Origin of the sequence: Streptomyces curacoi, assembly GCF_001513975.1 — a bacterium.
In the GTDB taxonomy this organism is placed as follows: Bacteria; Actinomycetota; Actinomycetes; order Streptomycetales; family Streptomycetaceae; genus Streptomyces; species Streptomyces curacoi.
Map to the genome: position 1 here is coordinate 1 of NZ_KQ947985.1, position 24,027 is coordinate 24,027.

General features: G+C 72.0%; 14 protein-coding genes and 1 riboswitch. Of the genes, 7 read left to right on the forward strand and 7 right to left on the reverse strand.

The window, feature by feature from the left end:
- Positions 1-286: 286 nt before the first annotated feature.
- Positions 287-835 carry a MarR family winged helix-turn-helix transcriptional regulator gene (locus tag AQI70_RS05510; RefSeq protein ID WP_004000040.1) on the reverse strand — a complete coding sequence of 183 codons (549 nt, stop codon included), beginning with the start codon at positions 833-835 and terminating at the stop codon, positions 287-289.
- Between the two features lie 133 nt (positions 836-968).
- Between AQI70_RS05510 and AQI70_RS05515 the strand changes: the two genes are divergently transcribed.
- On the forward strand, positions 969-2,237 hold the full coding sequence (locus AQI70_RS05515; protein ID WP_208607320.1) for an MFS transporter: 1,269 nt from the start codon (positions 969-971) through the stop codon (positions 2,235-2,237).
- 446 nt (positions 2,238-2,683) lie between these two features.
- Here AQI70_RS05515 and AQI70_RS05520 read toward each other — a convergent pair whose 3' ends face one another.
- Complete coding sequence (locus AQI70_RS05520) at positions 2,684-4,342, reverse strand: ATP-binding SpoIIE family protein phosphatase (RefSeq protein WP_062145119.1); 1,659 nt, start codon at positions 4,340-4,342, stop codon at positions 2,684-2,686.
- 195 nt (positions 4,343-4,537) lie between these two features.
- Positions 4,538-5,935 carry an NAD(P)/FAD-dependent oxidoreductase gene (locus AQI70_RS05525; protein ID WP_062145121.1) on the reverse strand — a complete coding sequence of 466 codons (1,398 nt, stop codon included), beginning with the start codon at positions 5,933-5,935 and terminating at the stop codon, positions 4,538-4,540.
- A gap of 384 nt (positions 5,936-6,319) precedes the next feature.
- On the opposite strand from AQI70_RS05525, the gene AQI70_RS05530 reads away from it, so the two are divergent.
- Together AQI70_RS05530 and AQI70_RS05535 are read left to right on the forward strand one after the other, a co-directional pair.
- Positions 6,320-7,099, forward strand: coding sequence for a TetR/AcrR family transcriptional regulator (locus AQI70_RS05530; protein ID WP_062145123.1), 780 nt, complete (start codon positions 6,320-6,322; stop codon positions 7,097-7,099).
- Between the two features lie 316 nt (positions 7,100-7,415).
- Positions 7,416-9,344 (forward strand): sigma-70 family RNA polymerase sigma factor, encoded by a 1,929-nt coding sequence (locus AQI70_RS05535; RefSeq protein WP_062145125.1) that lies wholly within the window; start codon positions 7,416-7,418, stop codon positions 9,342-9,344.
- An 18-nt stretch (positions 9,345-9,362) separates the two neighbouring features.
- Here the strand turns inward: AQI70_RS05535 and AQI70_RS05540 are convergent, their stop codons facing one another.
- Together AQI70_RS05540 and AQI70_RS05545 are read right to left on the reverse strand one after the other, a co-directional pair.
- Positions 9,363-12,746: an AfsR/SARP family transcriptional regulator gene (locus tag AQI70_RS05540; RefSeq protein ID WP_062145127.1), complete on the reverse strand. Its 3,384-nt coding sequence runs from the start codon at positions 12,744-12,746 to the stop codon at positions 9,363-9,365.
- 356 nt (positions 12,747-13,102) lie between these two features.
- Entirely contained in the window at positions 13,103-15,202 is a 2,100-nt protein-coding gene (locus tag AQI70_RS05545) for an asparagine synthase-related protein (RefSeq protein WP_062145129.1), read from the reverse strand.
- 725 nt (positions 15,203-15,927) lie between these two features.
- Between AQI70_RS05545 and AQI70_RS05550 the strand changes: the two genes are divergently transcribed.
- The 4 genes from AQI70_RS05550 (at position 15,928) to AQI70_RS05565 (ending at position 21,285) form a co-directional block, all read left to right on the forward strand.
- The gene (locus tag AQI70_RS05550) at positions 15,928-17,352 is read left to right on the forward strand and encodes an NsdA family TPR-like regulatory protein (RefSeq protein WP_062145131.1); all 1,425 of its coding nucleotides are present in this window, start codon (positions 15,928-15,930) and stop codon (positions 17,350-17,352) included.
- A gap of 99 nt (positions 17,353-17,451) precedes the next feature.
- On the forward strand, positions 17,452-18,693 hold the full coding sequence (gene lhgO / locus AQI70_RS05555) for an L-2-hydroxyglutarate oxidase (protein ID WP_244181485.1): 1,242 nt from the start codon (positions 17,452-17,454) through the stop codon (positions 18,691-18,693).
- 265 nt (positions 18,694-18,958) lie between these two features.
- A complete protein-coding gene (gene trmB, locus AQI70_RS05560; RefSeq protein WP_208607298.1) occupies positions 18,959-19,810 on the forward strand; it encodes a tRNA (guanosine(46)-N7)-methyltransferase TrmB in 852 nt (283 codons plus the stop codon).
- A gap of 128 nt (positions 19,811-19,938) precedes the next feature.
- On the forward strand, positions 19,939-21,285 hold the full coding sequence (locus AQI70_RS05565) for a PrsW family intramembrane metalloprotease (protein WP_062145137.1): 1,347 nt from the start codon (positions 19,939-19,941) through the stop codon (positions 21,283-21,285).
- A 360-nt stretch (positions 21,286-21,645) separates the two neighbouring features.
- On the opposite strand, the gene AQI70_RS05570 is transcribed toward AQI70_RS05565, so the two are convergent.
- Both AQI70_RS05570 and AQI70_RS05575 read right to left on the reverse strand, forming a co-directional pair.
- The gene (locus AQI70_RS05570; RefSeq protein WP_062145139.1) at positions 21,646-22,593 is read right to left on the reverse strand and encodes an aldo/keto reductase; all 948 of its coding nucleotides are present in this window, start codon (positions 22,591-22,593) and stop codon (positions 21,646-21,648) included.
- A gap of 124 nt (positions 22,594-22,717) precedes the next feature.
- Positions 22,718-23,743, reverse strand: a complete 1,026-nt coding sequence (locus AQI70_RS05575) for a M23 family metallopeptidase (RefSeq protein ID WP_062145141.1) — start codon at positions 23,741-23,743, stop codon at positions 22,718-22,720.
- An 11-nt stretch (positions 23,744-23,754) separates the two neighbouring features.
- Positions 23,755-23,920, reverse strand: a riboswitch (cyclic di-AMP (ydaO/yuaA leader).
- Positions 23,921-24,027: the final 107 nt, after the last annotated feature.

Below are 24,027 nucleotides of genomic sequence, written 5' to 3' on the forward strand. Positions count from 1 at the left end.
TGGGCTGTCTTCGCGGCCGTTGGGCCGTTCCGACGTCTCAAACCTTAGCGGATCCTCTCGGCGATTCCCAATCGGGCCGCCGAGTCCCAATTCGAATTGAATTCGGGCACGCCGAAATCAACCCCGTCGGGAGATCGTGCTGGTGGTTTGGGTTGCCGCTTTCGCGGCGGGAGGTGCAGTCGCAGAACCGTTACGGCTCCGCGGCAACCCGAAGAACCTTACGGATCTGGCAGAGCGGTGTCAAGCGTTCCCTGTCAAGATCTTTTCCTGTGGGTCAGGGCTCGCGTCAGTCGAGGTCGCTGAGGCGTCCGCCGGCGTCCGGCTGGGCGTGTTCCACCCTGCGGAGCAGGCGGGTGAGGACCTCGCCCAGGGCCGTGCGCTCCTCCGCCGAGAGGTCCTGGAGCAGGTCCTCCTCGAAGACCGACGCCAGCCTCATCGCCTCCAGCCACTTCTCGCGACCCTCCCCTGTCAGCTCCACGATGACGCGGACGCGGTTCGACTCGTCTCGTTCCCGGGTTACCAGACCCTCGGCGACCATGCGGTCGATCCGGTGGGTCATGGCGGCCGGGGTGAGGCCGAGGCGCTTGGCGAGGTCGCTGGGGCCCATGCGGTAGGGGGCGCCGGAGAGGACGAGGGCCTTGAGGACCTCCCACTCGGCGTTACTGATGCCGAGGGCGGCGGTCTGGCGGCCGTAGGCGACGTTCATGCGGCGGTTCAGGCGGGACAGCGCCGAGACGATCTTCTCGACCTGGGGATCGAGGTCCTGGAACTCGCGCTGGTAGGCGGCGATCTGCTCTTCGAGTGTCGGCTCGCTGATGCCGGTGGTGTCGCCCATGGGCCGAGTATCGCATGGGCTTGCTTGGCCTTAAAGTCCTTCGATGTGTACTGTTTAGCTTCGAAGTTTAGGTTTGAAGTCTTCAGGTTTGCATGTGAGAGAGGTGAACGTGACCAGGGCGATGGGCGCAGCGATGCGCCGGATCCACGTGGGCAATGCACTCAGCGCGTTCGGGCTCGGCTTCACCGTCCCCTATCTGTACGTCTATGTGGCGCAGGTGCGGGGGCTCGGTGCCATGACGGCGGGGCTCGTCCTCGCCGTGTTCGCCGTGGCCGCGCTGGTCGTGCTGCCGTTCGCCGGGCGGGCGATCGTGCGGCGGGGCCCGCTGCCGGTGCTGCTCGCCGCTCTGGTCACCGCCGCGCTCGGGGCGCTGAGCCTGGGGCTCGCGGGGAGTGCGGCGTCCGTACTGCTGGCGGCGGCCGCACTGGGAGCGGGGCAGGCCGTGATGCAGCCGGCGCTCGCCACGATGATCGTGGACTGTTCGACGGCGGAGACGCGGTCGCGGGCGTTCGCGATGCAGTTCTTTCTGCAGAACCTGGGGCTCGGGGTCGGCGGGCTGATCGGTGGTCATCTCGTCGACGCGACGAGCGTCTCGTCCTTCACCCTGCTGTTCGCGATCGAGGCGGCGATGTTCCTGCTGCTCGTCGTGGTGATGTCGACGGTGCGGATGCCGCAGGCGCCTCGGATCGAGGGGGCGCCGGGGGCCGGGTCGGCGAAGGGCAGCTGGAAGCAGTTGCTGGGGAACCGGGCGATGGTGCAGCTGTGTGTGCTGGGCTTCGTGCTGTTCTTCGCTTGCTATGGGCAGTTCGAGTCGGGACTCGCCGCGTACGGGGTCGAGGCCGCCGGGGTGTCCACGTCCGCGCTCGGGACGGCGCTGGCTGCCAACACCGCGGTGATCGTCGTGGCGCAGTTCGTCGTGCTGAAGTTCGTCGAGCGGCAGCGGCGGTCGCGGGTGATCGCGGCTGTGGGGCTGATCTGGGCGGTGGCGTGGGTTGCCGCGGGGTATGCGGGGCTGGGGCACGGGAGTCAGGAGATGGCTGTGGCGGCCTTCGTCTCCACCTATGCCTTGTTCGGGCTGGGGGAGGCGATGTTGTCGCCGACTGTCGCTCCGTTGGTGGCTGACTTGGCGCCTGAGGGGATGGCTGGGCAGTACAACTCCGCTTTTGCTCTGGTCAAGCAGCTTGCGTTGGCGGTTGGGCCGGCGGTGGGTGGGCCGATGGGGGCCTCGCTGCATGGGCCGTACATTGTGACGTTTCTGGTGTTTTCACTGGGTATCATGGTTCTTGCGCTGCGGTTGGGGCGTCGGCTCACCGATGTGCAGGATCAGCCGTGGCTTGCGAAGAGTCGGGTGGTGGCGGAGGGGGCTGTCTCGCCGACGGGGCGGCCTCGGGCGCACGCCTGAGTTTTTCTCGCCCCCGCCGCCCCATCCTCCAGGGGCTCCGCCCCTTCGACCCCGGCCCCCCTGGGGGCCTGCGGCCCCCAGACCCCCGCTATCGGCCCTGAACGGGCCTCGTCCTCAAACGCCGGACGGGCTGGATGATGCCGACCGGCGCTGGGTAGTGGCCGTCGTCGGGTGTGAGGAAGGGGCCGCTGCTGGGTGTGGGGCCCCAGCGGGTGGGTGGGGATCGGGATGGGGCGGTCTCGTCCTCAAACGCCGGACGGGCTGACATTGCCGGACCGGCGCCGAGAAGTGACCGCCACCGGCTGTGGGAAAGCGACCGCCGCCAGGTGCGCGGCCCCAGCGGGTGGGCGGGGCCAGGGATGGCCACGGCCGCGTCCTCAAACGCCGGACGGGCTGAAACACACCGGGCGGGCTGGATGATGCCGGGCGGCGCTGCGAAGTCGCGGCTAGCGGGGTGCTGTCTTCGGTAGGACGAACTCGCACCAGACCGCCTTCCCGCCTCCCGGTGTTCGCCGGGAGCCCCAGGCGGAGGCGATGGTGGCGACGATGGCGATGCCTCGGCCGGATTCGTCGCCCGGTTCGGCGCGGCGGCGGCGGGGGAGGTGGTCGTCGCCGTCGGTGACCTCGATGATCAGGCGGCGGTCGGTGCGGCGGAGCCGTAGGCGCATGGGTGGGGTGCCGTGTTGGAGGGAGTTGGCCACCAGTTCGCTGGTGGCGAGGACGCCCAGGTCGTGGAGGTCGGTCGGGAAGCGCCAGCTCGTCAGGACGCCGGAGGCGAAGGCACGCGCGCGGGGGGCTGCCTCGATGCCGCCCAGGAGTTCCAGGGCGGCGTTGCGGAAGAGGTCGCTGTCGGGGCCCGTGCGGGACGGGTGCTGGAGGACCAGGACCGCCACGTCGTCGTCGTGGTCCGCGGTGACGCCTGCGCTGCGGACCAGGCGGTCGCAGACGACCTGGGGGGTGCCGGTCGCGCCGGCCAGGGCTCGTTCGAGGGAGGCGATTCCCTCGTCGAGGTCCTCGTCCCGGCGTTCCACCAGACCGTCCGTGTAGAGGACGGCCGTGGAGCCGGGGCTCAGGGCGATCGAGCCGGAGGCGTGCATCCAGCCGCCGGTGCCGAGGGGCGGGCCGGTGGGTTCGTCGGCGCGTTGGACCTCGCCGTTCTCGTCGCGGACGAGGATCGGGAGGTGGCCGGCGGAGGCGTACACCAGGCGGCCCTCGTTCGGGTCGTGGATGGCGTAGACGCAGGTGGCGATCTGGTTGGCGTCGATTTCGGTCGCCAGGCCGTCGAGGAGCTGGAGGACCTCGTGCGGGGGGAGGTCCAGGCGGGCGTAGGCCCTCACCGCCGTACGGAGTTGCCCCATGACCGCTGCCGCCCGTACGCCTCTGCCCATCACGTCGCCGATCACCAGGGCCGTGCGGCCGCCGCCCAGGGTGATCACGTCGTACCAGTCGCCGCCGACGGCGGCCTCCGTGCCGCCCGGGTGGTAGGTGGCGGCGATGCGCAGGTCGTCCGGTTGTTCCAGCTCCTGGGGGAGGAGGGAGCGCTGGAGGGTGACGGCTGTCTCGCGTTGGCGGCGTTCGCTGGCGCGGAGGCGTTCGGCGGCTTCCGCGTGGTCGGTGACGTCCGTGGCGAAGATGAGGACGCCGCCGTCTCCCTCCGCCACAGGGGTGCAGCTGAAGGTGTACGAACGGCCGTCGGGGGCCTTGCGGGACTTGAGGGTGCGGGGCTTGCCGCTGCGCAGGACCTGGTCGAGGAGGGGCAGCAGGCCCAGTTCGGCCAGTTCGGGGAGGGCGTCGCGGGCCGGTTCGCCCGGAGGGCGTACGCCGAAGGCCGTGGCGTAGGCGTCGTTGACGTACGCGAGACGGTGGTCGGTGCCGTGGACCAGGGCCACCAGGGCCGGGACGCGGTCGAGGACCTCGCGGACCGGCAGTTCGTCCACGGCGGGGATCGGCTTGGCGTCGTCGGTGAGTTGTTCGGCGCGGGCCGCGGGGACCGAGCCCGGGCTCTCTCCCCGGCGGTCCTGGGTGACTGCCGCTGCGGGTTCGGTCCGCGCTGCGGCGCGGCGCTGCGTTCCGGGGAGCCGGGCGCTCCAGCGCGTGAAGTTCACGAATCCTTGCCTCGTGTCGTCGTCTTCTGCCGGCTCCGGGCCCGGCCGGGGGGTCTGCGGGGTGGCGCCCCGGGGTTGCAGCACTGGGGGGAGAGCCTCGTGGGTCGGGATCGGTTCGGGATCAGTCTGGCAGTGCGGCCGACCTGGCCGACACCCGTCAGACGCCTGCCCGGTCGGTGGAGTTCCTGGGTCCGGTCAGGACGACCCCTTCGGGTTCCCTTCCGGGTTGTGAGGAGCCTTTCCACCGGCCGCGAGTTCGAACTCCGCACGGGGATGTTCGAGCGAACCGAGGGAGACGATCTCCCTCTTGAAGAGTCCCGACAGGGTCCACTCGGCCAGGACTCGGGCCTTGCGGTTGAAGGTCGGCACCCTGCTGAGGTGGTAGACGCGGTGCATGAACCAGGCAGGGTAGCCCTTCAGCTTGCGTCCGTAGACGTGTGCGACCCCTTTGTGGAAGCCGAGGGAGGCGACCGAGCCCGCGTACTTGTGGGCGTAGGTCTCCAGGGGTTCGCCGCGCAGGGCGTGGGCGATGTTGTCGCCCAGGACCTTCGCCTGGCGCAGGGCGTGCTGGGCGTTGGGGGCGCATTCCTTGCCGGGTTCGCCGGCGGTGGCGTCGGGGACGGCGGTGACGTCGGGGACGGCGGCGGCGTCTCCCGCGGCCCACGCGTGCGTGGTGCCCTCGATCGTCAGCTCGGGGGTGCACTTCAGCCTGCCGCGCTCATTGAGCGGCAGGTCGGTCCTGGCGAGGATCGGGTGGGGTTTGACGCCGGCCGTCCAGACGACCGTACGGGTCGGGAAGCGGGCGCCGTCGCTGAGGACGGCGATGCGGTCGGCGCAGGAGTCCAGGCGGGTGTTCAGACGTACGTCGATGTTGCGGCGGCGCAGTTCGGTGACGGTGTAGCGGCCCATGTCCTCGCCGACCTCGGGGAGGATGCGGTCGGAGGCCTCGACGAGGATCCACTTCATGTCCTCGGGGCGGACGTTGTGGTAGTAGCGCGTGGCGTAGCGGGCCATGTCCTCGAGTTCGCCGAGTGCCTCCACGCCCGCGTAGCCGCCTCCCACGAAGACGAAGGTGAGGGCCGCGTCGCGGATCGCGGGGTCGCGGGTGGAGGAGGCGATGTCCATCTGCTCGATGACGTGGTTGCGCAGGCCGATGGCCTCTTCGACGGTCTTGAAACCGATGCCGTGGTCGGCGAGGCCAGGGATGGGCAGGGTGCGCGAGACGGAGCCGGGGGCGAGGACGAGTTCGTCGTACGACAGCTGTTCGGTGCCTGTGCCCTCCTCCGCCGTCGCCAGGGTGGTGAGGGTCGCGGTGCGCTTCGCGTGGTCGATGGCGGTGGCCTCACCGACGATGACCCGGCACTGGGGCAGGACGCGGCGCAGAGGTACGACGACGTGGCGTGGGGAGATGGAGCCTGCGGCTGCCTCGGGGAGGAACGGCTGATACGTCATGTACGGGTCCGGAGTGACCACCGTGATCTCGGCCTCGCCCCGCCGCAGTTCCTGTTTGAGTCTGCGCTGGAGGCGCAGGGCCGTGTACATCCCGACGTAGCCGCCGCCGACAACGAGAATGCGCGCACGTTCCTTCACCATCCCATGACGCACCCGGCGCTTGCGTTTGTCCACAGGCTCGACAATTTGTGTGACCGGAGGCCGGCGGCGCCGCGATTTGGCCGAATTGCCGGAGTGCGGAGAAAGTTCGCAGGTCAATGGGTGTGCGCCGGGGGATCGCGGGTGGCGCAATCGGGACGTAAACGACCCGTACTCCGATCGGGGGGCGCTCCGTGCGGAACCTGCCCCTTCTGAATTGACCCCCTCTCAACTATGTTCGTGTGTCGACGGGGTGTAGGGGGATGCGCTCTTCGAGTCCGTGAGTCACACGGGACGGGCTCGTTGTCCGGGCTTGTTCCGCGACGCTCCGGCTTGCAATGACGGGGAGAGTCTCCGGGGGGAGACGTCATTACCGGGGGATCGCTTATGCATGTTCAGGATTCTCGTTGGGCTTCCGCATCCGCCCTCGCAGCGGGCGGCGGGGCGGTGAGCGGCACGATGAGCGCGGCGACGGGCAACGGACGCGGGGACCAAGCGCGTACGACGCCGCTGCGCGTGGACGCACAGCGCAATCTGGAGCACGTGCTGCGTGCGGCGCGCGAGGTCTTCGGCGAGCTGGGATACGGCGCGCCGATGGAGGACGTGGCGCGGCGCGCGCGGGTCGGCGTCGGGACGGTGTACCGGCGCTTCCCGAGCAAGGACGTCCTGGTGCGGCGGATAGCCGAGGAGGAGACCTCCCGGCTGACCGACCAGGCACGTGCGGCGCTCGGTCAGGAGGACGAGCCGTGGTCGGCGCTCTCGCGCTTCCTGCGCACGTCGGTGGCCTCGGGCGCGGGCCGGCTGCTGCCGCCGCAGGTGCTGCGGGTCGGGGTCGCGGATGACGTCGTGCTCGACGAGGCGCGGGTGCCGCAGCAGCGGATGCAGCCCGGTGCCGGTGAGCTGCGGCTGGTGCCGGAGCAGTCGGCGGCGGTGACGGCGCACCCGGCGGACGACGCGGGGGCGGCGGCGCTGCTCGACGTGGTGGGCCAGCTCGTGGAGCGGGCGCGCGCGGCGGGTGAGCTGCGGGCCGACGTGTCGGTGTCGGACGTCCTGCTGGTGATCGCGACGGCGGCGCCCTCGCTGCCGGATGCGGCGCAGCAGGCGGCGGCCTCCGCGCGGCTGCTGGACATCCTGCTGGAGGGGTTGCGGTCGCGGCCTCAGGCGTGATCCGGCCGGTGTGACGACCGTGGCTCGGCACGGGTGACCGGAGGCGGGGTGCTGCGCCGCCCTCGCCTCGAACACCCTCGCGAGCCATGCCGGGCATTTCGGTCGCCGCACTCGACTCCCGCCGGGCGAGTCTCGACTCCCGCCCGGTGAGGGTCGTTTGAGCTTTCCCCATACGGGTGATGGCCAGTACTGCCGTGCGAGAAAATCCCCACGGATGAGTGGATGGTCCGTACTGGTGGGTCCTGGACCAAAAGCCGATGTGGCACCCTGACCCGGTGTCCGGGACTGGTGGAGCTGGCGGCGGGGGCTTTCCGCGATGAGCGTTGACGGGTGGGACGAGTCACGCGGTGACGGTGACTCGGCGACTCCGCAGGTGCCGAGTCAGGGCGGACGGGCGGACCTGCCGCCACGCGGCGACTCGCCGGAGCGACGCACACGGGGCCGTGCGGAGGGCAGCGTCCCGGCACAGCGCGACCGGCGCGAGGAGAGCGTGCTGCCGCCACCGCGTGAGCTGCCGCCGTCGGACGCCGATCTGATCGGCCGGATGCGCTCCGACGACGACACCGCCTACGAGGAGCTGTACCGGCGCCACGCCGAAGCGGTGCGCCGGTACGCGCGCACCTGCTGCCGTGACGCCCACACCGCGGACGACCTCACGGCCGAGGTCTTCGCCCGCATGCTCCAGGCGGTACGCGGCGGCTCCGGCCCCGAGCACGCCGTACGCGCGTATCTGCTCACCTCGATCCGGCGGGCCGCCGCGGACTGGACGAAGTCGGCGCGGCGGGAGCAGCTGGTCGACGACTTCGCCGTGTTCGCCGCGCAGTCCGCGCGCGTCTCCGAAGTCTCGGACGACACCCTGGACCTGGGCGCCGATGTGCGGGCGATGCACGAGGCCGAGCAGTCCATGGCCATGCAGGCCTTCCGGTCGCTGCCGGAGCGCTGGCAGGCCGTGCTGTGGCACACCGAGGTCGAGGACGAGTCGCCCAGCGAGGTCGCCACGCTCTTCGGGCTCGACGCCAACGGCACGCGCGTGCTCGCCAGCCGCGCCCGTGAGGGCCTCAAGCAGGCCTATCTCCAGGCCCATGTCAGCGCCAGCCTCGCCAGCGACGAGGGGTGCGCCCGCTACGCCGACCGGCTCGGCGCCTACGCCCGCGGCAGCCTGCGCACCCGCGCCGAGCGGGGCCTGCGCAAGCACCTGGAGGAGTGCGCCAAGTGCCGGCTGGCCGCGGGCCAGATCAAGGAAGTCGCCAGCGGTATCCCCGCCGTCGTGCCGGTCGCGGTCATCGGCTGGTTCGGCGCCGCCGGGTACGCCAAGGCGGCCGGACTCATCGCCGGCGGTGCGGGGGCCGGTGCGGCCGGTGCCGCGGGGGCGGCCGCGGCGGCGGGTGGCGGGTCGTCGGGCGGGGCAAGCACGGGCGGCGGCGCGGCGGTCTCGGAGGGGCTGGGCGCGCCGCTGAAGGCCGGTGTCGCGGCCGGTGTGGTCGCCGTGGGCGTGGCGGCGGCGATCGTGATCGCGCTGTCCGGCAACGACAAGCCGGTCGACAACGCGGACGCCAAGCAGCCTCCCGCGCCCTCCCCCATCGTCGAGGAGACGCCGACGCCCGAGCCGCCGGAGAAGGAGTCCGCGCCACAGCCGCCGGCCATCGTGCCGGCCGCGGAGCCCGAGCCGACGCCGACACCCACACCGACTCCGCCCCAGTCACCCACCCCCACGCCCGATCCGCCGCGCACGCCTTCTCCGACGCCGCCCCCCACACCCACGCCGACGCCCACACCCCCGCCCACGCCGACTCCGACACCCCCGCCGGCCCCGGTCGTCTACCAGTGGAGCGAGCTGTCGTACGACGTCGCTGGTGACGGCACCGCGCCGGAGATGCGCATCGGCGGGAGCAGCTGGGTGTGGCAGCGGTACGGCATGTCCATCGGCGACAAGCACTACGCGCACGGCGTCACCGTGCACGGCCGGTCCTCCGTCACCATCGATCTCAACCGGGAGTGCTCCGCCTACGACGCGATGGTCGGCGTCGACGACACGAACCTGGGGCTCGGCACGTTCTCCTTCTCCGTTCACGCCGACGGCGTCCGGCTGTGGTCGTCCGGAGCGATCAAGGGCGGGGACCCGGCGGTGCCCGTCCATGTGAACCTGGCCGGACGCCAGACCGTACGGCTGGTGGTCGAGCCGCACAGCGCCTTCGACACCCTGCTGCTGGCGGACTGGGCGGAGTCCAAGTTCAGCTGCGTGTAGCGCCCTCGGCTTCGGGAGCTACGGGGCCCGCTCGGCCGGGTGGTGGAGATCGCGCACGGCCTCGGCGAGGTCGCGCTGGACGTCGTCCTGGGTGAGGGCGGTGCCCTTGGTGTGCTCGGCGGTGAACCGCTCGGCGCCGAGGGCGGCGCGGGCGGCGGCCTCGGCCCGCTCGGCGTGCGCACGCTCCGGCAGGGGGCGTGGATGGCCACGACGCCAGCGCTCCGAGGCAGCCAGCAGGCGGACCGAGCGCGGATGGTCGCCGAGGTCGGTCAGCAGATCCGCCGCGGCGTCCACGAGGGTCGTCGTGATCACATCGGCGCACCGGTTCGCCACGGCCAGGTGCAGCGTGTGGGCGAGGAGAGGCAGTCCGTGCTCCGGACCCGACTCGCCCGTCACGATCAGGGCATCGAGCGCGTTCAGCATCACCATGAACTGGGGCGGTGGCGTGCCATGGGCGGCCGCCGCGCGGGCCGCCTCGTACATCTCACGCGCGCGTGCGGTGTCCTTGTCGTCCAGCGCGATCCAAGCCCGCATCAGCAGCACGAACGCCCGTGAGTCCGCCACGCCGTACCGGTCGGCCGCGGCGCTCGCCTCGTCCAGCGCGGTCAGCGCTGCCGTACGGTCGCCCGAGCGGTAGGCGATCTCGGCGAGCCGGGCGACGATGAACGGGGTCTCGGCGTAGGCGCCCACCTCGTGGGCGAGGCGCAGCGCCTCCTCGTACTCGCCCTTGGCCTCCTCGAAGCGGCTGCGCAGCATGGCCGTCTCGCCGGCCGCGCTGCACACCTGGGCCCGCATCCAGCGGTCGCCGGTGCGGCGGCTGAGGACGCGCAGCTCCGCGAGGTCGTCGTCGACGCCTGCCAAGCCGCCCGGTGAGTCGACAAGCAGGTGCGTGCGGAACATCAGGACGCAGCCCACCTCCCAGTCGCCGCCGTGCTCACGGCAGTTGGCGAGCACGGCGTCCATGAAGGACCTGGCGTTCACCGAGTCGCCCACGAAGAGGTGGGTGAACGGCCAGACCAGACCCGGCATACGGGCCGCCTCCGGGCCGCCCCGGACGAAGTGGGCCCGCACCCGCTCGACGTACCGCCGCAGTCGCTCGTCCCGCCGCCGCTCCAGCGGTTCGAACTCGATGGCGAGAAACAGATGCAGGAGGCGGAGGTTCATCCGGGGCGCATGCCGCGGATGGTGTGCCTCCCCGTCCGGGGCGGCGAGGAAAGTGTCCACCGGGTCGGGGGTGGAAGGAGCGGCGGGGGTGGGTGGTCCGCCGGTGTCCAGGGCGGCACACAGGCGCAGCACCCGGTCGATCCAGGCCGCGCCCTCGACGCGGTAGTTGCGCAGCCACCAGAACCAGCCCATGGCGAGGGCGATGGAGGTGGCATCCGGCTCGTCGCCTGCCGTGAGGGCCCGGTCGAGGGCCGCCCGGATGTTGTCCAGCTCCGTCTCCAGGCGGGAGATCCACGGGAGTTGACCGGCGGAACGCAGGAGCGGATCGGCCTCCTCGACGAGCCCGCGCACCCACCCGCGGTGTCGGCGCTCGGCCGCGAGGCGCAGCTCGGGGACCTCGGCGGCGCGCTCGACGGCGTACTCGTGGATGGTCTCCAGCATGCGGTACCGCATCCCGTCGGAGCCGTCCCGCTCGCACGGGGCGGCCACGATCAGGGACTTGTCGACGAGCGCGCCCATGAGGTCCGCGACCGGTCCGGTGCACACGGCCTCCGCCGCCGTCAGGTCCCAGCCGCCCGCGAAGACCGACGCCTCGCGCAGCACTGTCCGCTCCTGCTCGTCGAGCAGTTCCCAGGACCAGTCGACGACCGCGCGCAGGGTCTGTTGGCGGGGCAGGACCGTACGGCTTCCGGAGGTGAGGAGGCGGAAGCGGTCGTCGAGGCGGTCGGCGATCTGCCGGGGGGTGAGCAGCCGGAGCCGGGCCGCCGCCAGCTCGATGGCGAGCGGCAGACCGTCGAGGCGGCGGCAGATCTCGGCGACGGCCTCCTGGTCGCGGCCGTCGCTCAGCACGGCGTCGGTGTCGGGGCGGACGGCCGCCGCGCGCTCCGCGAAGAGTCGGTGCGCCTGGTCGGGGGGCAGGGGCTCGACCGGGCGCACCGACTCGCCGGGCACGCCCAGGGGCTCGCGGCTGGTGGCGAGGATGGTGAGCCCTGGGCAGTGGGTGAGCAGGGTCTCGGCGAGGGTGGCGGCCGCGCCGATGACATGTTCGCAGTTGTCAAGGATCAGGAGTCGGCTGCGCGGCGCGCAGTACTCGATCAGCAGGGCGACCGGGTCGTCCTGCGGGGCCGTGAGCTCGTTGGTCATGAGCACGGTCTCGCGCAGACCGAGCGCGTTGACCACCGCGCCTGGCACCGCCTCCGGCCGGTCGAGGGGGGCGAGCTCGACGAGCCATGCCTGGGGGAGGCCGGCGGCGGCTTCCTCGGCGAGGCGGGTCTTTCCAGAGCCGCCCGGTCCGGTGAGTGTGACCAGTCGGGCCCTGTGCAATTCGGAACGGATGGCGTCGAGTTCGAGTTCCCGGCCCACGAAAGAGGTAAGGCGAGGACGGAGGTTGCCGTTGGGTTCTGGGGGGTGGGGGTGGGGGTGGTGGGGAGCTGGCGGGGTGGGATGCGGTTGGGGGGTCGGGTTGAGGGCCAGGGTGGGGGTCGGGGCCGGTTGTCGGTTGGGGCCGGCCTCGGGGTGCTCCGGTGTGAGCAGTTCCGTGTGCAGGGAGCGGAGTTGGGGTCCGGGGTCGGTGCCGAGGCCGTCGGCGAGGGTGCGGCGGGCGGTTTCGTACGCGGCGAGGGCGTCGGCGGTGCGGCCCGTGGCGCGCAGGGCGCGGATGAGGTGGGAGTGCAGCGGTTCGTCGTACGGGTGCGCCGCGGTGAGTTCCTTGAGTTCGGGTACGACGGCCTGGGCGCGGCCGAGTCGCAGGTCCGCCTCGATACGGGCTCGGGTCGCCTCCAGGCGCAGGGCGTCCAGGCGGGTCGCGGTGGTGGTGCGGTCGGGGAGGTCGGCCAGGGCGGGGCCGCGCCACAGGGCCAGGGCGGTGGCCAGGTCGCGGGCGGCTGTGGAAGGGGCGCCGTGGGTGAGGGCGGCGGTGCCCTGGCGTACGAGGCGTTCGAAGACGAAGAGGTCCACGTCGTCCTTGGTCGCCGTGAGTCGGTAGTCGCCGGGGGCGGAGGTGATGGTGGCCTTGCCGAGGGTGCGGCGCAGGCGGCCGATCAGGGCCTGGAGGGCGGCGGGGGCGTCCTTGGGTGGGGCGCCGGCCCAGACCTCGTCTATCAGGGTGTGGGAGGTGGTGATGTGGCCGGGGCGTAGGGCCAGGGCGGTGAGCAGGGCGCGCAGGCGGGGGCCGTCTAGGGATATGACGGTGCCGTGATCGTCTTCCGCCTGGGTGACGCCCAGGATTCTGTACCGCACCGGGTCATTGTCGCGGGGGTGGCTGTTGGGGGCACGGGTTTTGTGGGCTTGGGGGGCGTGGGGTGGGGGTTTGTGGTTGCGGTGGTCGCGTGGGTGGGCGCTGGGAGGGTTTTCGCCCCCGCCGCCCCTACCCTTCCCATCCTGAAGGGGCTCCGCCCCTTCCACCCCGCCAGGGGGCTCCGCCCCCTGGACCCCCAGGCCTTTGCCCACCCACCACCCGACTCGGTCCGCCAAGAGGCGGGCTCGCGGGTCTGCACCACTCGGTCCGCCAAGAGGCAGCGCCGCCGGACGGAACGACCACCGCCCCCACTGGCCAGCCAGCCCACAAGGAACTGGCCCCACCCCTCCGACGCCCCCTACCCCCTGCGCACCGCAGCCCCCGCCCCCAGCGCCCCCCGCTGGGGCGTGATCCCCGCCGGTACCGCTCGCTGGCGGGCGGGGGTGCCCGTCCAGCAGGTGCCGCGGCGGGCCAGTAGGCGGCGTAGCCAGAGTTCCAGGGAGACCAGGTCGGCCAGGCCGTCCAGGGGCAACGGCTCGCCCTCGGCCGCCGCGCGGAGGGCCTTGCGGACGACTCGGGCCTCCACCAGGCCCGCCTGGGCCAGGAGGGGGGTGCCGAACAGGGCCATCAGTGAGTCCGCTGCCACCCTCAGGCCGGTTCGCGCGGCTACCGCCGTGGGGGCGTGGGACGGGACGCCCCAGCCCGGTGGGAGGTCGGCCACTCCGGCGCCCTCCAGGACCGTGCGGAGGATTGCCGCGCGGGCGCCCGGCTGGACGCGCAGGGCCTCCGGGAGGGCTCGGCAGGCTCGGACTACCTGGTTGTCGAGGAACGGGGTGTGCAGGCGTTGGGAGCGGATCTCGGCGGCCTGTTCGAGGACGCGTAGGTCCGCCGCGTGGCGGGCCAGTGCCGCACGCGCGCGATAGTCGCCCGGACGCTGGCCCGGGCCCACTCCGTTGCGGTGTGTGGCCGCTTGCAGGCGAACCGATACTTCAGCCAGCGCCTCGCCGGTCAGCCAGCGGGCCGCCGGGCCCGGTCTGGCCCAGGTGAGCGCGGCGAGCGACGCCCCTACGGCACCTCCGGGCTCGTCGAAGCGGCGGTGGAGGAGGCGGTCCGCCAGGGATTCCAGGCCCGTTCGGTAGGGGGTGCGGGACAGTTTGCGTGCCGCGCCGTACACGCGCGCGGGGACCAGCACCGAGCCGTCCGCCTTCGTCAGGGCCGCGACCGGGCGGACCAGGTGGCGGCGTTTGCGGTCCATCAGGAGGTCCGCGAGGCGGGCGGGGTGGGCGTCGAGGACCTGGCGGGCGCCGTAGCCGGTGAAGTGGTCCGCGCTGCCGGACGCCAGGCGTGCGCGGTGCCTCGCCGCCGTCACCAGGCTCGGTCCCGGCTCGTCCGTCAGCGGGCCGTCCAGGTCGGCGTACGGCAGCGTCTCCTCGCCGCCGGTCACCACCACGTGGTGCAGGCGGGGGTTGGCCGCCAGGGTTCCGGCGCGTTCCATCTCGGCCTCGCGGCCGCCCACCGCCAGGTCGTTGAAGGTGACGGCCAGGAGGCGTTCCCCCGCGCCCGTGCCGTGGCCCAGGACCGTGCCCGGCATGCCGGGGAGGCCGGCGGCCAGCAGCGCGAGGGTTGCCGAAGCCGGTCCCCCGGACAGGTCCGCCCCGATGCCCGGAACCGGCATCCCGCGCGCGGCGCGCCGCTCGGCGGGGCCCATCCCCGGCACCGGCCCGGGGTCTATGTCGGCGCCGGGCACATGGCGGGGCGCGGACAGACGCGCGCGTACCGCCTCGATCAGCGCGTCCCGTACGGCGTCCACCGCGCTGTCCGGGTCCGCCGTGGGCGCGGCCACCGCCAGCGAGGCGACCGGCTCGTACCCGGCGATCTCCCGGGTCCCCGCGCGCAGGATCAGCGCATGTCCGGGCGGAATGCGCCGTACGCCGTCGTACGGGGTGGAGTCGTGCAGGGCGGCCGGTACGTCGGGGGCGGCGAGCAGGGCGGCGAGGTGCCCGAAGTCGAGGTTGGCCTCGATGAGGTCGGCGAGGGGGAGCGCGGCGGTCGCATACGCCGTACCGCCCGCCCACGGGGTGTAGAACACCGGCCGTGCGCCCGCCAGGTCGCCGCACACCGTGACCCTGCGGCCGACCTGGACGACGGCCGTGTAGCTGCCGGGCCACGCGGTCAGATGCCGAAGTGCCCCTCCGCGCGCGGCGAAGAGGCCGACCCGCAGCTGTTCGTCGGTGGCGCCGCATGTCCCCAGGACGGCGATCCGGTTCTGCGCGTCGGCCTTCACCACGCGCACCTCGTCCGGGCGCCAGTCACCGACCGCCCACAGCGGATCGGGGTCGCCCCACAGGAGTTGGGACCCCACCGGGTGCACGGTCTCGCCGTCGCTTCCGGTGGCCCCCGCGGAGCCGATCCGGGCGGCCACCGCGGCGGTGCTGCTCCATCCCACCAACCACCGCATCGACGCCTCCACAGGCTGTGGACAACCAGTGCACCGAACGAACCGGGTCACCATGCTGCCATGAAGGGCGCGCGCCGGAGCGGCGGCGGAGCCGCTCGAGATCCGGTAATCGCGCCTGCGCGGGCGCCCCCGTGCCGATCGGGGCGCGAGTCGGACACGGCCCGAACTCAAGGACGGGGCAAGGGGATCGATGGACGGCCGCGACGCGAATGCGCCCCCGGTACGCTCCCCGAAAACGCCCTTCGCGCCCTCAACTGCCATGGTGGGAGCGGTAATCACCCCAAGGCAGCGGGGTCGATTTTCGGCCAAATCGGCGCTGTAGAGACAGGCTCGCGCACACTCCGTGCAAGCCCTGCGGACTACTCGCCGTGCTCGGCGTGCGCGCAGTCCGGGGAACGGAGTTCGCCCCCCGGACCGTTCCGCCGCCCGCGGGGATGGAGGCGGCGGAATCCCCCAGCCCACTGGATCCAGTACAGCGGGCCGACCCACGCACGAGTCATGGAACCGTTCCCCGGATGGCCGGAGAAGAGCGCACGGACGGGCGCACGGCCACACAGCGGGAGCACGCCACAACTGTCCGTACAGAGGCCGTACTTCAGTACGGACCACAATCCCGCCATCCGGAAGAATGCCCCTTAACGCTTGGGATGCGGCGAACTACGCTGGGTTTACGAATGCCGCGTGGTTATGCCAGCGCGGCAGCCGTCTGTGTCGAGGGGTGGCGCATGTCCAGGGAGCAACGCGGGCCGAACGAAAAACTCGGCACCGTTCTCGCCCTCGCGGGAATCAGCAACGCAGGACTCGCCCGACGCGTCAACGACCTTGGCGCTCAGCGGGGACTGACTCTTCGCTACGACAAGACGTCGGTGGCGCGCTGGGTGTCGAAGGGCATGGTGCCGCAGGGTGCGGCGCCGCACCTCATCGCGGCCGCCATCGGCCAGAAGCTGGGCCGTCCGGTGCCGCTCCACGAGATCGGCCTGGCGGACGCGGACCCCGCACCCGAAGTGGGCCTCGCCTTCCCCCGGGACGTCGGACAGGCGGTGAAGTCGGCGACGGAGCTGTACCGTCTCGACCTCGCCGGGCGTCGCGCCGGCTCCGGCGGCATCTGGCAGTCGCTGGCCGGATCGTTCGCAGTAAGCGCATACGCAACGCCTGCCTCACGGTGGCTGATAACCCCGGCCGACAGTTCGGTGGCGCGCGAGGCGACCCCGGCCGAGGGCTCCGGCGCACCGCTCAAAGTCGGCCACAGCGATGTGCAGAAGCTGCGGGAGGCCGCCGAGGACGCCAGGCGCTGGGACTCCAAGTACGGAGGCGGCGACTGGCGTTCGTCCATGGTGCCGGAGTGCCTGCGGGTGGAGGCGGCACCGCTGCTGCTCGGCTCGTACTCCGACGAGGTGGGGCGGGCGCTGTTCGGCGCGAGTGCCGAACTCACGCGTCTGGCCGGGTGGATGGCCTTCGACACCGGGCAGCAGGAGGCCGCCCAGCGCTACTACATCCAGGCGCTGCGGCTCGCGCGGGCCGCCGCCGACGTCCCCCTCGGGGGGTACGTGCTGGCGTCGATGTCGCTGCAGGCGACCTACCGGGGCTTCGGCGACGAGGGCGTCGACCTCGCGCAGGCCGCCCTGGAACGCAACCGGGGGCTCGCCACGGCCCGCACCATGAGCTTCTTCCGACTCGTCGAGGCACGCGCGCACGCACGCGCGGGTGACGCGCAGGCGGCGGGCGCCGCACTGAAGGCCGCCGAGGGCTGGCTGGAGCGGTCCAGGGAGGGCGACAACGACCCCTCATGGCTCGGGTTCTACTCCTACGACCGGTTCGCCGCCGACGCCGCGGAGTGCTACCGGGATCTGAAGGCGCCACGGCAGGTGCGGCGGTTCACGGAGCAGGCGCTGTCGAAACCGACGGAGGAGTTCGTGCGCTCGCACGGGCTGCGGCTCGTCGTTTCGGCGGTCGCCGAGCTCGAATCGGGCAATCTCGATGCCGCATGCGAGCAGGGCGTGCGGGCGGTGGAGGTCGCGGGGCGCATATCGTCGGCCCGCACCACCGAGTATGTGAAGGATCTTCTGCATCGGCTGGAGCCGTACGGGGACGAGCCGCGGGTGGTGGAGCTGCGGGAGCGGGCACGGCCACTGCTCATGGCTCCCGCCTAGGAGTGAGTGCCCGACTGCCCCGTCAGTGCTCCCTCGGTGCCCCGTCGCCTGCCGGGGCGCTGTCCGCCTGCCGCGTTTGAAGGCGATGTCAGTGGCACAGTGCACTATCGGAAGCGGGAGGTGGTGCAGGTGCGGCCGGGGATCGCTTACGACTGCGATGTGCTCGTGATCGGGGGTGGGATCGTCGGGCTGTCCACGGCGTATGCGATCACGCGTGCCGCGCCGGGGACGCGGGTGACCGTGCTGGAGAAGGAGCCGGGGCCGGCCCGGCATCAGACTGGGCGCAACAGCGGGGTCATCCACAGCGGGATCTACTACCGGCCCGGCTCCCTGAAGGCGCGCTATGCGGTGCGGGGCGCCGCCGAGATGGTCAAGTTCTGCGCGGAGTACGGCATCGCGCACGCCGTCACCGGCAAGCTGATCGTCGCCACGGAGCGGGAGGAGCTGCCCCGGCTGCACGCGCTGGTGCAGCGCGGGCGGGAGAACGGCATTCCGGTGCGGGAGCTGGGCGCCGCGCAGATCGCGGAGTACGAGCCCGAGGTGCGGGGGCTCGCCGCGATACACGTCGGGACGACGGGCGTGTGCGACTTCGTCGGGGTGGCGCGGCAGCTGGCCGAGGCGTCGGGGGCGGAGATCCGCTACGGCGCGGAGGTCGAGCGCGTCGACCGGCGGGCGGAGCTGGGGGTCGCCGTACGGACCTCGCGCGGGGACGTCGTGCGGGGGCGGGTGCTGGTGAACTGTGCCGGGCTGCACTGCGACGAGGTGGCCCGGCTGACGGGGGACGAGCCGGAAGTGCGGATCGTGCCGTTCCGCGGGGAGTACTACTCGCTGGCACGGCCCGAGCTGGTGCGGGGGCTGGTGTATCCGGTGCCTGACCCGGCGTTTCCGTTTCTCGGTGTGCATCTCACGCGCGGGATCGACGGGAGCGTGCACATCGGACCCAACGCGGTGCCGGCGCTGGCCCGCGAAGGGTACGGGTGGGGAGTCGTACGGCCGCGGGAGGTCGGCGCGACGGTGGCCTGGCCCGGAGTGTGGCGGATGGCCCGGCGGCACTGGCGGTACGGGGCCGGGGAGCTGCGCCGGTCGGTGTCCAAGGGGGCGTTCGCGGGGGCGGTACGGAGACTGTTGCCGGCCGTGACGTCCGATGATCTGGTGCCGGCGGCTGCGGGCGTGCGGGCGCAGGCGGTGTTGCGGGACGGGACGCTGGTGGACGACTTCCTGATCAGGGAGGGGGACCGGGCCGTGCATGTGCTGAACGCGCCTTCCCCGGCGGCTACGGCGTCGCTGCCGATCGGGCGGGAGGTGGCGCGCAGGGCGTTGGCGGTGTTGCGGGGGGTGTGAGCGGTGTGGGGTGGTGTGAGCGGTGTGGGGTGGTGTGAGCGGTGTGGGCAGCGTGAGCAGTGTGAGGTGGTGTGAGCGGTGTGGGCAGCGTGAGCAGTGTGGGGGACCGCCGGCACTGGGGCCGTCTGGATGGGCTGGGCGATGGCGTCCGGGTCAGAGGATGATCGTTGGCCGCATGGAGGGCGATCGCTGGTCGCATGGGTGTCATCGGGCCCGGACACCGGGCGGCTCGTCGGCTTGGCGGCGCCGTAAAATCGGTTGCACTGTGTCTGACTCCCTCAACGCCCCCGACGTCCCCCAGCCCGGCACCACCGGTCGGTCCGACAACGACGGTGAGCACCCCCGCCACCTGCCCGGTGTCTCCGTTCGGCATAGCCGGGCCAAGGGTGAGCCCCGGTTTCCGGACGGGCCCAAGGCCGATCCCGCCGGGTCCCACTTCGAGCGGCGGATCCGGAGTTTTCAGCCGCGGCGGAGCCGGGTGACCGCGGGCCAGGCGGACGCGTTGCAGCGGCTGTGGCCCAAGTGGGGGCTCGACATCGACGGGCAGCGGGTCGTCGACCTCGGCGAGCTGTTCGGGAACGACAATCCCGTCGTCCTCGAGATCGGCTTCGGGATGGGCGAGGCCACCGCGCAGATGGCCGCCGCCGACCCCGGCACCAACATCCTCGCCGTCGACGTACACACCCCGGGGCAGGGAAACCTGCTCAGCCTCGCCGACCGGAACGGGCTGAACAACGTCCGCGTCGGCAACGGCGACGCCATCATCCTGCTGCGCGAGATGCTCGCGCCGGACTCGCTCGACGGGCTGCGCGTCTACTTCCCCGACCCCTGGCCCAAGAAGCGGCACCACAAGCGGCGGCTCATCCAGCCCGAGTTCCTCAGCCTCGCCGCGACCCGGCTGAAACCCGGCGCCCTCGTGCACTGCGCCACCGACTGGGAACCGTACGCCGAACAGATGCTCGAAGCGCTGACCGCGCACCCCGACTTCGAGAACACCCAGGCCGACGGCGGTTTCGCGCCGCGTCCGCAGTTCCGGCCGCTGACCCGTTTCGAGGGGCAGGGACTGGACAAGGGACATGTGGTGAACGACCTGCTCTTCCGCCGCGTAGAGCGGTAGGAGCAGCGGGAAGAAAGCGAAGAACAGCAGACCAGCACCGACAAGAGCACTGAGAGCAACCCCCCACCGGCGCCTGAGCCCCCTCGCGCTGCTGCGGGCGGCGCCCTTCCCTCGTTAGGGTCAATGCCGTGGCCACCTGTCCCCCGTATCCGACGCCCCCCACCGGTCCCACCGGCGGTGCACTGCGGCAGGCGCACTGGTGGCAGAAGCGGTGGGTGCGTTACGGCGCGCTCAGCACCCTGCTCGCGCTGTCCGGGCTGGTCATCCTCGCCCTGGTGCGTGAGCAGACCGGCACCGAAGGGTTCCTGGTCGGGCTGGGGCTCGCCGTCCTGCCCGTGCCGCTGCTCGTCGCCTCCTTCCGGTGGCTGGACCGGGTCGAGCCGGGCCCCTGGCGCAATCTGGTGTTCTCCTTCGCCTGGGGCGCCTGCGCGGCGGCGCTGATAGCGATCGTCGCCAACAGCTTCGCGACCAGATGGATAGCGACGGCGACCGCCGATCCGTCCCACGCGGACACGCTCGGCGCGACGGTCATAGCGCCCGTCGTGGAGGAGACCGCGAAGGCCGCCGCCGTCTTACTCGTCTTCCTCTTCCGCAGGCAGGACTTCACCGGGATCGTCGACGGCGTGGTGATAGCGGGGGTCACGGCCACCGGATTCGCCTTCACCGAGAACATCCTCTACCTCGGCACCGCCTTCGGTACCGACCAGCTCTCCGGCGACAGCGGCATCGCCTCCGTCACCGCGGCGACCTTCTTCGTCCGCGTCATCATGTCGCCGTTCGCGCATCCGCTCTTCACCGTCCTCACCGGCATCGGCTTCGGGATCGCGGCGCTGTCGGGCGAACGGCAGCACCTGCGCCGCGTCTTCCTCCCGCTTTCCGGGCTGCTGCTCGCCATGGGCATGCACGCGCTGTGGAACGGCTCGTCGACCTTCGGTGAGTTCGGGTTCTTCGCCGTGTACGCGGCTTTCATGGTGCCCGCGTTCGGGCTGCTGACCTGGCTGGTGATCTGGACGCGGCAGCGTGAGCTGAGAACCGTGCGGGAGGAACTGCCCGCATATGTCCTCGCCGGGTGGCTGGCGCCGGCGGAGCCCTTCGCGCTCGGGTCGATGCGGGCCCGGCGGGTGGCCCGGCAGTATGCGCGGCGCCATGGTGGGCGGGCGGCCGGCCGGGCGGTGGCGCAGTACGAGGCCTACGCGACGTCGTTGGCGTTCCTGCGGCATCGGGGGCGTCGGGGGCGGGCCGGGGCGGACTTCGTCGTGCGGGAACGGGAGTTGCTGTACGAGCTGTGGCGGCGTCGGGAGGTTGCTCGGCCGGCGCTGGAGCGGGCGGCGGGTGCGGCGCAGGCTTGGCCGGGGTATGGGTATGGCTATGCGGGGCCGGTGGCGGTTTACTGGCCGGCGTACGGGCAGGGGGGTGCTGGGCAGGTCCACGGGTCGGTGGCGCCGTATCCCGCGTACAACCCGTATCGGTCGTGACCGGGGGTTTTCCTCGCCCCCGCCGCCCCTACCCGTCCCATCCCCCAGGGGCTCCGCCCCTTCGACCCCGGGCCTCCTGGGGGCCTGCGGCCCCCAGACCCCCGCTATCGGCCCTGAACGGGCCTCGTCCTCAAACGCCGGACGGGCTGAGATCGCCGGGACCCGCGCCGAGAAGTGACCCTCGCCGGGTATGGGCAAGTGACCGCCGTCCCGCGCGCGACCCCAGCGGGTGGGCGGGGGCTGGGGGTGATGCGGTCTCGTGCTCGGACCTCGGAGGCCGGTGCAGGCCGATGCAGGCCGGTGCAGGCCGATGCAGGCCGATGCAGGCCGGTGCTCAGAGGTCGTGAGGTGGCCGGGGGATCAGGCCGACGCTTCCGTCAGGCGGGTGAGTTCCTCGTCTGTCAGGGTCAGTTCCGCCACGCCCAGCAGCGCCGGGAGTTGGTCGACCGTCCGGGCCGAGGCGATGGGGGCCGTGACCGTCGGCTGGGCGGCGAGCCAGGCGAGGGCTGCCGTGGCTACCGGGACCTCGTGGGAGTGGGCCACCTCGTCCAGGGCGGACAGCACCCTGCGGCCCCGCTCGGTCTCCAGGTGCTTGGCGGCGCCCTGGGCGCGCGGGCTGCCCACCGTGGTGCCGGCGCGGTACTTGCCGGTGAGGAAGCCGGACGCCAGGGCGTAGTACGGAACCGCGGCCAGGCCTTCGCGCTCGGCGAGGTTCTGGAGTTCGCCCTCGTAGGTGTCGCGTGAGACCAGGTTGTAGTGGGGCTGCAGGGCCACGTACCGGGCGAGGCCCTCGCGGTCGGAGAAGTCCAGGGACGCCTGCAGCCGCTCGGCGGAGATGTTGGACGCGGCGATGTGGCGCACCTTGCCCGCCTTCACCAGGTCGTCCAGTGCGCCGATGATCTCCTCGACGGGGACTTCGGGCTTGTCGAAGTGGGTGTAGTAGAGGTCGATGTAGTCGGTGCCGAGACGGCGCAGGGAGGCGTCGGCGGCGGCCTTGATGTTGGCCGCGGTCAGGCCCTGGAAGTCGGGGTGCTGGCTGACCTTCGTGGCGATGACGACGTCCGAGCGGTTGCCGCGCGCCTTCAGCCAGTTGCCGATGATGGTCTCGGACTCGCCGCCGACGTTGCCCTCGACCCACGCCGAGTACGCGTCGGCCGTGTCGATGAAGTTGCCGCCTGCCGCTGTGTAGGCGTCGAGGACGGCGAAGGACTCGGTCTCGTCGGCGGTCCAGCCGAAGACGTTGCCACCGAGGGCGAGGGGGAAGACCTCAAGGCCGGAGGAGCCGAGCTTGCGAAGAGAGACAGTCATGCTCCATATCAACGCCCTTGGCGGAGGCCGGGCTTCCGGGACCGCCGCAAAGATCCCGTAAACAAGCGAGCCGGCGCTCCGGACATGCAGGGCATCGGAGCGCCGGGTGAACCTCAAGGGTCGTTCAGGGCGTGAGGCCCTTGCCGCGCAGCCACGCCAGCGGGTCGATGCCGTTGCTGCTGCCGTCGGGGTGCACCTCAAGGTGCAGGTGGGCGCCGGTCACGTTGCCCGTCGCACCCACGCGGCCGATGACGTCGCCCGTGCTGACCTTCTGGCCCACGCTCACGCTGATCGAGGACTGGTGGGCGTACCAGATCTCGGTGCCGTCCTCCAGGGTGAGCACCGTCTTGTAGCCGTACGACCCGTCCCAGCCGGCGAAGGTGATCGTGCCGGTGTGCACCGCCTTGATCAGCGTGCCGGAGGGGGCGGCGAAGTCGAGGCCCGTGTGGTAGCCGGAGGACCAGTAGGCGCCGGCCTGACCGAAGGTCGAGGTGATGGTGTACGAGGAGGTCGGCAGCGCGAACTGCTTGGCCAGCTCGGCGAGGCGCTCCGCCTCGGCCTTCTTGCGGGCCTCCTCCTCGGCCTTGGCCTTCGCGGCGGCGGCCTTGGCCTCGGCCTCCTTCTCCGCCTTGGCGGCCGCGGCGGCGGCCTCCTTCTCGGCGGCGGCGACCGCGTCGGCGACGGCCTTGCTCTCGATCTGGTCCTGCTGCTGCTCGACCTGGGCCATGATCCGGGCCCGCAGCGCCTCACCGGCGTCGCCGGCGCCCTGCGTGGTCTCCTCGGTGACCTCGCCCATGGTGCTCAGCGCGGTCGCGGAGTCCTCGGGGTTGTCGGAGGAGTCGTCCGAGACGAGGGGCAGGTCGGGGATGGAGATGGAGACCGGCGGCTTGCCGGTCTGCGCGGTGGCCATGCCGCCCGCGCCGACGGCGGCTATGACGCCGACGCCGAGAACTGTGGAGCTGCGGGCGAGTCCCCCGCCGCGCTGCTTGGTGACGCGATGCCTGCCGCGGACCGGACGGATGGACTCCGCGGTGGGGTTCCACTCCTCGAACGGGGCCTCGTCGGTGCGGTAGCGGTCGTAGCCGAAGGTGTCGGTGCTGCGCTGACTCGGCACAAACGGGGCTTGCGGAGCAGGCCTGTTGGACGCCACGTGGGCGTACTCCTTTCCTTCCTTCTCGCCTACCGGGTTAGCTGACGGGTTCGGAGCAGGAAGGTCTCCTACGCGCGTAAACCGGCCGTGAGTTCACGGCGGTTTTCGCGCGATTCACCCCAGGGTGGTGGTTCCCCGGTTCCCGTACTGCGGTACGGGATTCGGCGCGTGCGCACGGAGCCGCCTCTTGTGACGGCTGGGACGACCGCGCTGCGTTATCGAACGTTAATAGACCCGGGGTAGGGATTCCAAGCTGTTCCACTTGATCGTTAACGATTTCCGCG

Excerpts from the sequence above, each read along its gene's own strand:
- AQI70_RS05510 (WP_004000040.1), bottom strand. The coding sequence starts at position 835 with ATGGGCGACACCACCGGCATCAGCGAGCCGACACTCGAAGAGCAGATC.
- AQI70_RS05515 (WP_208607320.1), top strand. The coding sequence starts at position 969 with ATGCGCCGGATCCACGTGGGCAATGCACTCAGCGCGTTCGGGCTCGGC.
- AQI70_RS05525 (WP_062145121.1), bottom strand. The coding sequence starts at position 5,935 with ATGGTGAAGGAACGTGCGCGCATTCTCGTTGTCGGCGGCGGCTACGTC.
- AQI70_RS05530 (WP_062145123.1), top strand. The coding sequence starts at position 6,320 with ATGCATGTTCAGGATTCTCGTTGGGCTTCCGCATCCGCCCTCGCAGCG.
- AQI70_RS05535 (WP_062145125.1), top strand. The coding sequence starts at position 7,416 with ATGAGCGTTGACGGGTGGGACGAGTCACGCGGTGACGGTGACTCGGCG.
- AQI70_RS05545 (WP_062145129.1), bottom strand. The coding sequence starts at position 15,202 with ATGCGGTGGTTGGTGGGATGGAGCAGCACCGCCGCGGTGGCCGCCCGG.
- AQI70_RS05550 (WP_062145131.1), top strand. The coding sequence starts at position 15,928 with ATGTCCAGGGAGCAACGCGGGCCGAACGAAAAACTCGGCACCGTTCTC.
- AQI70_RS05570 (WP_062145139.1), bottom strand. The coding sequence starts at position 22,593 with ATGACTGTCTCTCTTCGCAAGCTCGGCTCCTCCGGCCTTGAGGTCTTC.